Genomic DNA, 11,042 nt, shown 5'->3' on the forward strand with positions numbered 1-11,042 from the left:
GGGCAGCAGCGTCATGCAAAATGAAAAGGCACTGATATGAATTCTGATTCATCTGCTGCAAACGTGCAGGCAGAAGGCGTGGCAAAAAGTCCTGAAAATGACAACCAGCAGGCTTTAGCGATGCTGCAAAAAAGCGACCTGGAGATGGTTCGCGTGCTCGACGATTTGATTTACCTGTTGATCCGTAAAGGCGTGATTGCCATTACCGATCTTCCGCCGATGGCGCAGGTTAAATTAATGAATCGCGCGAACGCGCGCCAGGAACTTGGCGGGTTAGAACAACTGCTTGGCAACGATGATCGTATATTTTAGCTGATGCAGGCAGTTTGTAGGCCGGATAAGCGTAGCGCCATCCGGCTATACAAAGGCGTATCAAGACGCCAGTTTTATCACAATGGTGCGGGCTCACCTAATAATTGCCCCATTGCACCATCAATCCCTAATTCTTGCAGCACCATAAGCTCACCTTCCGTTTCAACTCGCTCGGCAATGAGCGGTAAATCAATACTGCGCGTGGCACTGCACAATACTTCAATAAACAAACGCTTATCATTTTCCTCATCAATTTTGCGGATATAGCTGCTGTCGATTTTCAGATAGGCAAGACCCCATTGCGACAGATGACCGATCATATCGAAACGGCTACCGAAGTGTTGCAGTCCCAGCGCGCAGCGATGCTGACCTACGGCTTTAACAAATGCCGCCATCTGATGGGGGCCTGGTAACTGATTTTCATCCAGTTCCAGAATCAGCTTGCTGGCTAATTTCGGTGAGTACCGTAACGGATTGAGCAGGTCTGCAATGGCGGTCGCGCTGGCGACAGAACTGCCAGAAATACTCAACGCTAGTTTTCCGGGCGCGGTTTTCAACTGGTTCAATGTGAGCTTCAACATGACTTTATCGAGTCGATGACTCCAGCCAAAGCGGTGGATCCAGGGCAAGAACCGCCCCGCGGTAATGGCGTTACCCTGCTCATCAATAATGCGCGACAGTACCTTGTAATGCAGGATTTTGTCCGGCTGGCGGCAATCGACCACCGGCTGATAAACCAACTGAAACTGTTGATTTGTCAGCGCATGCTCCAGACGAACAAACCACAAATGCTGATCTTCTGTAGCTGCAGGTATTTCGGTGGTAGGAACGACCTGATGGTTGGTGTGTGTTTCCGCTTCAACCAGCAGGCGATCGGCCTGGATCAGCAATGACTGGGCATTTTCTCCGGCGCTGAATGGCACCATGCTGGTATAGGCAACCGGCTGTTGGTCTGACATTCCAGTAGCGTAAAAGGCCGTGAGTTTCTGAGACAATGAATTACACAGCTCCAGCATTTCTCCGTGCGTCACGCCAGGGCAGAGTAGGGCGAATTCACCGCCGCGAATGCGGGCGAGCGTGCTGTCGAGAGGGGCATACTTTTCTCTGTGTGCGTTCAGCAGGTTGGCGATGTTGAGCAACAGCTTATCAGTATGCGGTCCGCCAAAGCGCTGATTCAGGCCACCTAAATCCTGAACGCGAACCAGCATCAGATATCCTGGTGCCGTATCGGCATCACTCAGTCGCGCCTGGAGCTGCATATCGAATGCCCGGCGGTTGGCTACCCCGGTCTGGCTGTCGAGATAAGCTTCATTGTGCAGGCGTTCGCTGTAGATAGCTTGTTCTTCAAATAACGATTTAAGCTTAGCTGCCATTAAATTCATGGCGCCTACAACGCGGCGTAATTCCGGCGTTTTGGGTAACTCGTGGAGTGTCAGAAACTCGCGACGGGTAATAGCTTCGGATTGTTTTGCCATGTAATTGAGTGGGCGCAGCAGTTTGCGCAGCAGCAGAATACCGGCGATTAAGCAGGCAAGGCTACAGGACAGCATCCACAACAGATTGCCTAAGGTATTGTCCCACAGACGCTGCACGGCAAAGATAGGATCGCTGGTCACTTCCACGCGAGCTGCCTGCTGCCAGCCGCGCATAATCGTTGCTTCACCGGTTTGCGGGGTGACATCCACCAGATCGACGAACCAACCGGGAACGTTGGGAATTGTCGCTACCGCGCTACGCTCAAGCATTATTTTGCCGTTTGCCAGATCGACGATGCGGATTTTTTTGTAGTAGCCGCTATCGAAAATGGAGCTGACCATCAGCTCGATCATTGCCGGGTCGTTGACGTTGGGCGTCAGCGAAACGCCTAAATAGCTGCGCGGAATAGTAGATCACTGAAAGGGAACTCAGCCCGGATTGTGCGATCTGATCAATCGCCAAACCAACCAAAATCACCAACCGGACTGAGCGATGCCGATCATAGTACCAATACCCCGTGGCGAACGACGCCTGATGCAGAAAGCTATTCATAAAACGCGTGATAAAAATCATGCCCGCAGACTCACGGCCATGCTGATGCTTCATCGGGGTGAACGGGTCAGCGATGTTGCCAGAACTCTCTGTTGTGCCCGTTCATCCGTTGGTCGCTGGATTAACTGGTTTACGCACTCAGGTATTGAAGGCCTGAAATCCTTACCCGCAGGGCGCTCCCGACGCTGGCCTTTTGAACATATCTGCACCCTGTTACGTGAGCTGATAAAGCATTCTCCCGGCGATTTTGGTTATCAACGTTCACGCTGGAGCACCGAATTACTGGCAATAAAAATCAATGAGATAACCGGTTGCCAGTTACATGCAGGAACCGTTCGCCGCTGGTTGCCATCTGCGGGGCTTGTATGGCGCAGGGCCGCGCCAACTCTGCGTATCCGTGACCCACATAAAGATGAAAAGATGGCGGTAATCCACAAAGCGCTGGATGAATGCAGCGCAGAGCATCCGGTATTTTATGAAGATGAAGTGGATATCCACCTTAATCCTAAAATCGGTGCGGACTGGCAGTTGCGCGGACAGCAGAAACGGGTAGTGACGCCGGGGCAGAACGAAAAATACTATCTGGCCGGCGCACTGCACAGTGGCACGGGTAAAGTCAGCTACGTGGGCGGCAACAGCAAAAGTTCAGCGCTGTTTATCGCTCTGCTGAAGCACCTGAAAGCCACTTACCGGCGGGCGAAAACAATCACGCTGATCGTTGATAACTACATTATCCATAAAAGCCGCGAAACACAGCGCTGGTTGAAAGCAAATCCCAAGTTCAGGGTAATTTACCAGCCGGTTTACTCGCCGTGGGTGAATCATGTGGAACAGCTATGGCAGGCACTTCATGACACGATAACCCGTAATCATCAGTGCCGCTCAATGTGGCAGTTACTGAAAAAGGTCCGCCATTTTATGGAAACCGCCAGCCCATTCCCCGGAGGAAAACATGGTCAGGCAAAAGTGTAGCGGTATTAGGCGCAGCTATTTAGCGCCGTTGCGGCATCCTGGGCATGTGAAAGGAGTTGGTTATTGGACTGATTGCGAGAACTCTCCAGCGTCACAATAAAATTGCCGCTGAACACAACCATCATAAAGAGAGAGATTGCCAGAAGTAACTGTTTAAAAAGAGACACGGGCGATTCCTATTTATCCATCGGGAAGCCTTCTTCCCGCATTTTGGTGAAAACTTGCTGCCAGCGAGAAAGCCTCTTGCTGTCCCCAACGCGTTTATTGTTTTGATTGCCGGGAAGCCAAAGGCCAGTGTTGTTAAAGGAGTAGACGGGTAATAAGTCCATGCGCTGCGTAGCAGGCGAAATGGTGCTGGCCAGGCTGTCGAGCACCAGAGGAATCGCCCCAGGGGTGGCGTACCAGGTGAGCACCATATGCGCGCGATTTAAACGCAGGGCTTTAACGTAGGTGATGCGAAGTTTGTCTTCTGACACGCCCAACTGGCGGAGGGTGAAATATTTGGCGATTGCGTAGTCTTCACAATCCGCCTCACCTTTGCGCAGCGACTCGATAGGGGTTGCCCAGTAATCGACGTTATGCCAGACATCAATATCTTCGGTATAGCGGATCTTCTCGTTAAAGAATTGGTTTACGGTGCGTAATTGCGTTTGCTCGTCAGCATTACGCAACTGGAGCAGAAGCTGTTGCCAGGCGCGGATCCGTTGCTGTGCTTCTGGTGTTGCCGGGCCATATAGCGCATCGGACTTTTGTTGAATATTGGCAAAATCCCAGGCCGCGCGTAGCGAATGGGCTGACAGCAATAGCAGCAGCGTCCCGGGGATTTTCCACAGGCGTAGCAGGCGGTGGCGTAAGCAGCGGCGGATAATGTTCAATGGCTATGCTGGCAACTGCCCGGTGACGGGTTTTTCAGCTTTTCGCAGGACCAGGGGGACAACCACTTTTTACGTAATTGCACGTTGGCCGGCGAGGCAAAAAAATCTTTCAGCGTACTGTCAACAAACGTCACAAACTGCGGATCGTTTTTCCTCATCATAATGGCATAGTGCATCTCATTGCCGATGCTCTCAGAAGAGACGCTGAACAGTTCAGGTTGCTCGCTATGATTAATCAGCGGCCAGGCCAGAATGTCATCGACAAAGAAAGCGGCGGATTCATTATGCGCCATTTTCTCAAATGCGCCGTTTATGGTGGTGGTGGTAATCGTTGAAATATTAAGGTGTTGCTCTCTGTTGGCTTTATTAAATTCCAGCAAATCTTTAGAGCTACCGGTCAGACTTACCGTGCGTCCTTTTAGATCGGCAATTGAATTTATATTATTTTTACGCAAAGAGATGATACGCATTTTCGCGGTGTAGTAGTTGAGCGAAAATGAAACGCTGGAGGTCCGCTCCGGTGCGTTAGTATTTACACCACAGTCCATATCTATTTTCCGTGTGTTTAATGCGGAGAAGCGTTCTGCAAAATTCACGGGAATATAATGAATGGTTAAGCTGTTGAGCTTCAAATACTGGCGCAACTTATCGGCAATCATGTTACATACCGCGATGGTATAACCCGTGACTTTGCCATTGTGGTCAGTAAAAGAAAACGGTGGCAGCTGGCGATAACCCACGTTGAGCACGCTGCTGTTCTGAATATGATCGAGCGTCGCGGCGTTCTGCTGCGCCATCAGCGCGGGGGTGATACCGATGCCTGCCAGTAAAAACAGCCATTGCACTATGCGGTTCACCCTTGTCATCTCACGATTAATTATATTTTTCATAATCAAAACTGATCTTCTTTTTAGCAGACGTTAATGCTTTCAGGTTATCTGACATGGGAATGTTTAAATTAATGGCTTTCGGCGGGATCGGTGACTGAAACCATTTATTGTACAGCGCAGTAAATTCGTTGCTGGCCATCAGCGAGGAGAGAGTGTCATCAACAAATTCTTTAAATTCTTTATCGTGTAACGGGAGTAACAAGCCGGCCGGTAGCGGGGCGCTGAGCGCAATGTCGGAAAGTTTATAGTCTCCAGGATTAGGCGTTTGCGCGATCATCCCTTTGAGTAAAACCGTACTGGAGATCAGTGCAGAATACTCACCATTCTTCAGTTCATTGAAGGCGGTAATGTTGTTGGTATCGAGTTGAATATTAATATCCAGGTCATTGGCGGCATTCACTTTTTGCAGTTGCTCAACGTAAATCGTGCCGCTTTTTACCAGTACGCTATGTCCGGAAAGCTCTGCCAGATTGTCGTTGCTTTCATTTTTACGCATGACGAAGCGGGTACTTGAAAAATAAAACGGCAGCGAGAACTCGCTAATGCTGTGGCGACTTTTCGAATAAAAGGCCGGGATACACATGATGTCTGCCATGTGATTTTTAATCAGGACAAACTGCGAGGCCGAGTTAGCTTTTACCCACTCGACCTTCAGGTTTTTAAGCTGAAGTTTTGTCTTGAGCGCGCTGACGATACTGTTGCAAATATCAATGGAATAGCCGGCAGGTACGTTGCCATTCTGCCAGGAGAAAGGAAACGCATCATCCTGATAACCAAGGGTAATGCTTTTCTTGCTGGCGATTTGCTCCAGCGTGTGCAACGGCAGGGCTGAGCCTGCTAAGCATGGCGTTGCTGAAACAATTAACAGGGCAAAAATCGTCAGCATGCGCTTTACCGGGCGAAAGAAGTCAGACATTGCACAGTCCTTCTTCAATGACCTCTTTGGCAAATGCGGAAAGCACTTCACGCTCGCGCAGCGGATAGCTAAAGAAATAGCCCTGAACATTCTGGCACTCAATGTCGCGCAGAATGTCACGCTGCTGCGCGGTTTCTACCCCTTCAGCGGTGACCGACATATTGTACTTATGGGCAAACTGAATCAGCATCACAATCAAATACTGACTGGCATTATCTTGCTGGAGCTTATCGACCAGCGTGCGCGCAATCTTGATGCGAGTGAAAGGATAGATCAGCAGATAATCCAGCGCCGCGTAGCCGGTGCCTAAATCATCCATCGCGATTTCAATGCCCAGTGAGCGGATCTCTTGCAGCACGGGCAAGGCAATCGACTTATCCAGCTTTTCGGATTCGGTAATTTCTATTTCAAGGCGCTCGGCTGAAAGTTGACTGATGCGTAACGCATCTTTGATAACGTCAACCAGTCCTGGGCTGTGCAGCTGGTAGGCCGATATATTGACGGCTACCCTGATACGCTCCGGCCATTTGGCAGCGGCTTCACAGGACTGACGAATAATCCATTCGCCCAAACGGACAATCAGACCGGAGTTCTCGGCGATGTTGATAAAATAATCAGGGTAAATCAGACCCTTGGTGGGATGATTCCAGCGTATCAGCGATTCGTAGCCATATACGCTTTCATCTTCCAGATTGATGATTGGCTGGTAATGAAGCTCGAATTCCTTGTTATCAATACCATCGATGATTTCCTGATTAATAAACAGACTGTGGGTATGCTTCATCACCATGCCGTCTTCGAAGAAATGGAAGCAACCCCGGCCATGATGTTTTGAGGCGTACATGGCAAGGTCGGCATTGATCATCAACGCCGAGGTATTATTGCTCTGATACGGCGCGGTGGTGATACCGATACTGCAGCTGATGGAAAAAGTATGCGTACTCCAGGTAAACGGGGTGCTCAGCGCACGAATAATCCGCTTCGCCAGCCGATTCGCTTCTTTGATGGCGTTATCGCTGACATGTTGCAGAATGGCGAATTCATCACCGCCCAGACGCGCTGCGATATCGTTAGGTCCCAGCAAGAGCTGCAGGCGCTGGGCAACGCTGATTAACAGCTCATCGCCCGCTTTATGACCAAAGGTGTCGTTTACTGGTTTGAAGTTGTCGAGGTCAATCAACAGCAGGTTAAACGGTTTTTCATCCTGATGGATTTCACTGACGCGCTTATCTAACGCCTGGCCAAACGAAACGCGGTTGGGCAATCCGGTCAGTGAATCATGATGGGCCATATGCTCCATCTTTTGCGACATTTCATGCATTCGTTGCAGATAGCCACGTTCTTTCATGGCGACGCGCAATTTTTCAATCGCCCCGGCCAGATGTCCAATCTCATCGTCCTGATCAAGATAGGGCGTTATACAGTCCGTCTCTTCATGGGCGATGCGGGTAAGGGAGTTAATCAGCAGCGGAACCGGACGGAATAAACGGCGCATAAACATCGTGACCAGTGCCAGCGTTACCAGCAAAATCAGGACAAAAATGATACTGCTTTTTTTCAGCATCGCATCGTAGGTGGCGTAGAGATCGCTTTTTTTACCAATGCTGCTTATCAGGCTACCGAGGATCTCACCTGAAGGCGTCAAAATAGGAACGGCGCTGATAAAGCACTCTTCGCCATTAATTTGGGCGAAGCCAACATAGTAGTTACCCAGCACATCGCGCGGCAGACGACCGGGGAAAGAGATGATCCCTTCACCCTCTTCTGACTTGTTGTTGATGCCAACAAACCCTTTCTCCGGCGTATACAGAAACAACCAGGTGGGGCTATGCGTCTGTACTGATGCCAGTGCCAGAACGTCAACCGGGTTATAACCGGTTTGCATAATAGAGTCGGTGTCACCAATCTGTCTGTCGGAGACAATGCGGGATATCTGCCCTGCATCGCTGGTTTCGACCGAAACGGTGGTATACACGTTGCGGATGATGTAGGTCATAATCTGTGCATTCGCTTCAGCCCGCTGTACCCACTGCTGATAAGAAAAGTTATCTATCAGGCTCCAGTTGGTAAACGCGCCAGCACTAAACGCAATAACGATACCCGCCAGCAAGAATTGCGTTATTTTGCCAGTGATTGAATGTTGCCACCCTTTTATTGCTTTAAGGGAAAACAGAGACTTTGCCACGGATTATGTTAATTCCTGAAAAGATTGTTCGGTGCTAAAATTAATTTCTGTTATTACTTGATGGAATATTATTGTTGCAAATAAGTAGATGAAAGATGTGAAACGTAATGACGTAACAAATAACTAACATTGAACCATGGTGAGTAATGACAAAAATAACGGTATGCGAATATAGATAACGCTGCTCTTTTCGTCAATAGGCAAAAGTGTACATAAAAATACATTTTCTGAATGCCCCTTTCAGGATATTAATGTTGACATTCATGGTGCTTGAGAAGATTTTTTATACGTACTGGTTGGAGGTGTTGGGAAACTGACAGCGGCTTTTTTGTTTTTTGCGGAACATCAATGAATTAGCGGTTTTTTGGACAGGCGTTTTAGTGATTTAATCCCCACAGGATGTCCATTTTTGTCTATAAATGGGTATTTATTTCCTGATTTGATATGAATAATATGCTCTCTTCATTATAGAACCTTATTTTATTTTCTCAGTGCGCGGTCAATGTTGACAATTTTGCTATGGTTCATCGGCTGACCCAAAAGGATTTGTTTGTGACATTCGAGTCTGGATTAAAGTCCTATTGGTATAGTGCATAGCGGATAAATTGATTTGGACGCAATAATAAATTCAAACACGATAAAAAACATTCGGGAATGGTGCCTGCCACTTGTCTTACCTGGCCTTTTTTACCCGCTGGCACAATATCTTAACGGTTATAGCATTCTCAATAATACTATTTTAACAGTTTACGATCTCAAGCTAGCCGTATTTTCTGCCGCATTGGTCTTGTTTGGTTTTCGGGTGTTGCCGGGATTTCTTCTGTTCCTGACGGTCATGTTTGTGGTCGGTCCGCAAAATGAACGGGTAGATGCGTTGTGCCTGATCATCGCGTCGACCTTAAGTTATGCCGCGTACCGCAAATTCACCGGCAGACGCAGCTGCGTTAGCTTTGGTCGCATCAAAATTAGCTTTAATCGTCTGCTCTGGCTTTGTGGCTACAACGTCCTGCTGTATCTGGTGTTCAGCAAACTCTTTGCAATGTTTGTCGCCCACGGACAACGCCCCGATGTGGATAACATTCCGGCGTTGAGTCTGGGCATGCTGGTACGTATTCAGGGGATCATCAACGGTTGCCTGACGGGGATCCCTTTATTTTACAAGATTTACCGCATCATTCGTCGACCGTCTTTCCTGTTGACCTTTCTGCGGGCCATTGCCGAACAGTGTAAAGGCAATATCGGCGTCTACGGCGTTATATCCTGGTGCATCTTGCTGTTTTTTCTGATGTTCTTCTTAACATCACCGGATAATTTGGATGTTTTTTTCTCTATCTATAGCCTGATCCTGTTATTTCCGTTGATGTTGTGGGGAGCAATCAAGATTGGCCACTTGTTCACAATGCTGGTGTGGACGATCGTATTAATCATCTTAGGCAAACATAACGACAGCTATATCGCCAGCGATGTTAACTTCATGCTGCATCAGGCGCTGGTTTCGACGTTGATCTTTGTCTTTTCGCTCACCATTGTGATCATGGGGGTACTGGCAAAATTTACCCGTCAGCGCTTTAACCAGGCGCTGCTGTTGGGGCTGACTGACCCGATGACAGGCATGGCAAATTTACGGGCGCTGAAGACGGAGCTATTTACCACTGAACGCGCGACTGTATGTCTGATACAGATCCCCGAGCTGGAGCTTTTTTCGCGTCGCTATGGTTTTCATTTCCGCGCCCGCTACCAGAAGATCCTTGCTGAGCATTTGCGCAGACATCTGGTGAAAAGCGAGAAAGTCTATTACCACGCGGGTTATGATCTGCTCATCCGGCTGGAAAATGGCACCTGGGAGCGGCTATGCGATCTGTATCAGGCCGCCAACAGTTTTCGTCTCTTTTACAACAACCATCGGTTGGGTTTTCGCAGTGGTTTGGGCTATTGCCTGATTAACGATCTGAGCGATGACATTTATCAGTTGGTGGGGAAACTGGGCATGGTGGCGGGTTTATCACTCACCAACGGCAGGCCGGAAAACCTTGAGGCGCAGCATAGCCGGATCCTTGGCAACCACATTGTTGATAAAACGGAAATTCGCACTGCGCTGCAAAATGCGCTGGATAACAATGCGTTTGTCCTGATGGCACAGCCGATAGTCAGTACCCACGGTGAAGCGCCGTATCATGAAATATTGATCCGTATGCTTAACGAACGGGGAGAATTTATTCCACCGAACAGTTTCCTGCCGGTTGCTCATGATGCGGGACTGGCACCGGATATCGATCTCTGGGTTATCGAAAATACCCTCAAATTTATGCGTAACCACCCACAGCATTGTTTTTCTATTAACCTGGCACCGGTGACGGTGTGTCGTTCAAATATTGTCATGAAGATCACCCAACTCCTGCACGACTACGCGGTGGAGCCACAGCGGATTATTTTTGAAATAACGGAAGCAGATACGTTATCAGACAAAGAACAAACCGTGGAAACGCTACGTTTAATACGTCAGCTGGGATGTCGGGTGGCAATTGATGACTTTGGCACCGGGTTTGCGAGTCATGCGCGCTTGATGAACATCGAAGCAGATATCCTGAAAATAGATGGCTCTTTTATTCGACGGATCACCGAAAGTGAAATTAGTTACTACATCGTTGAGTCATTCTGCCGCGTTGCTGAAATGAAAAAAATGCAGGTGGTCGCTGAATTTGTCGAGAACGCCACTATTCAAGCCTGTCTGGAAAAAATGAATGTGGGCTGGTTACAGGGATATCACATTGGCAAACCTACGCCGCTGTTCACGCTCGAATCACAGGGCGCTAGCTCCTGATGACCAAAAAAAGAGTAATTTCTTCTCAGGTAGAGAATAAAAA

9 protein-coding genes are annotated in these 11,042 nt (G+C 48.6%); 3 read left to right on the forward strand and 6 right to left on the reverse strand.

The genetic code is table 11. The features are described from left to right. Positions 1-36: 36 nt before the first annotated feature. A complete protein-coding gene (locus C2U43_RS05735) occupies positions 37-312 on the forward strand; it encodes a hypothetical protein (protein WP_003825832.1) in 276 nt (91 codons plus the stop codon). 77 nt (positions 313-389) lie between these two features. On the opposite strand, the gene C2U43_RS05740 is transcribed toward C2U43_RS05735, so the two are convergent. Then, positions 390-2,195: a bifunctional diguanylate cyclase/phosphodiesterase gene (locus C2U43_RS05740; protein ID WP_327004446.1), complete on the reverse strand. Its 1,806-nt coding sequence runs from the start codon at positions 2,193-2,195 to the stop codon at positions 390-392. A gap of 85 nt (positions 2,196-2,280) precedes the next feature. Here C2U43_RS05740 and C2U43_RS05745 point away from each other — a divergent pair, with 85 nt between their 5' ends. Beyond that, positions 2,281-3,312, forward strand: coding sequence for an IS630-like element ISEc33 family transposase (locus tag C2U43_RS05745; RefSeq protein WP_001752311.1), 1,032 nt, complete (start codon positions 2,281-2,283; stop codon positions 3,310-3,312). 5 nt (positions 3,313-3,317) lie between these two features. Here the strand turns inward: C2U43_RS05745 and C2U43_RS29330 are convergent, their stop codons facing one another. The 5 genes from C2U43_RS29330 to C2U43_RS05765 are packed head-to-tail and all read right to left on the reverse strand — an operon-like array spanning position 3,318 to position 8,178. Continuing rightward, positions 3,318-3,479, reverse strand: a complete 162-nt coding sequence (locus C2U43_RS29330; RefSeq protein WP_158654526.1) for a hypothetical protein — start codon at positions 3,477-3,479, stop codon at positions 3,318-3,320. 9 nt (positions 3,480-3,488) lie between these two features. Beyond that, positions 3,489-4,181, reverse strand: coding sequence for a cysteine protease LapG (gene lapG, locus C2U43_RS05750; protein ID WP_442861431.1), 693 nt, complete (start codon positions 4,179-4,181; stop codon positions 3,489-3,491). A gap of 2 nt (positions 4,182-4,183) precedes the next feature. After that, positions 4,184-5,053: a transporter substrate-binding domain-containing protein gene (locus tag C2U43_RS05755; RefSeq protein ID WP_225280790.1), complete on the reverse strand. Its 870-nt coding sequence runs from the start codon at positions 5,051-5,053 to the stop codon at positions 4,184-4,186. A gap of 7 nt (positions 5,054-5,060) precedes the next feature. Beyond that, on the reverse strand, positions 5,061-5,993 hold the full coding sequence (locus C2U43_RS05760) for an amino acid ABC transporter substrate-binding protein (RefSeq protein ID WP_071446382.1): 933 nt from the start codon (positions 5,991-5,993) through the stop codon (positions 5,061-5,063). Beyond that, positions 5,986-8,178 (reverse strand): putative bifunctional diguanylate cyclase/phosphodiesterase, encoded by a 2,193-nt coding sequence (locus C2U43_RS05765; protein WP_103284798.1) that lies wholly within the window; start codon positions 8,176-8,178, stop codon positions 5,986-5,988. The genes C2U43_RS05760 and C2U43_RS05765 overlap by 8 nt, the downstream gene beginning before the upstream one ends. A 610-nt stretch (positions 8,179-8,788) precedes the next feature. Here C2U43_RS05765 and C2U43_RS05770 point away from each other — a divergent pair. Further along, positions 8,789-10,999: a sensor domain-containing phosphodiesterase gene (locus C2U43_RS05770; protein ID WP_008785653.1), complete on the forward strand. Its 2,211-nt coding sequence runs from the start codon at positions 8,789-8,791 to the stop codon at positions 10,997-10,999. The last annotated feature ends 43 nt before the right edge of the window (positions 11,000-11,042 follow it).

Source organism: Citrobacter freundii complex sp. CFNIH9, from assembly GCF_002903305.1.
Classification (GTDB): domain Bacteria; phylum Pseudomonadota; class Gammaproteobacteria; order Enterobacterales; family Enterobacteriaceae; genus Citrobacter; species Citrobacter portucalensis.

Coding starts and splice junctions, on each gene's coding strand:
- C2U43_RS05735 (WP_003825832.1), top strand. CDS start 37: ATGAATTCTGATTCATCTGCTGCAAACGTGCAGGCAGAAGGCGTGGCA.
- C2U43_RS05745 (WP_001752311.1), top strand. CDS start 2,281: ATGCCGATCATAGTACCAATACCCCGTGGCGAACGACGCCTGATGCAG.
- C2U43_RS05755 (WP_225280790.1), bottom strand. CDS start 5,053: ATGACAAGGGTGAACCGCATAGTGCAATGGCTGTTTTTACTGGCAGGC.
- C2U43_RS05760 (WP_071446382.1), bottom strand. CDS start 5,993: ATGTCTGACTTCTTTCGCCCGGTAAAGCGCATGCTGACGATTTTTGCC.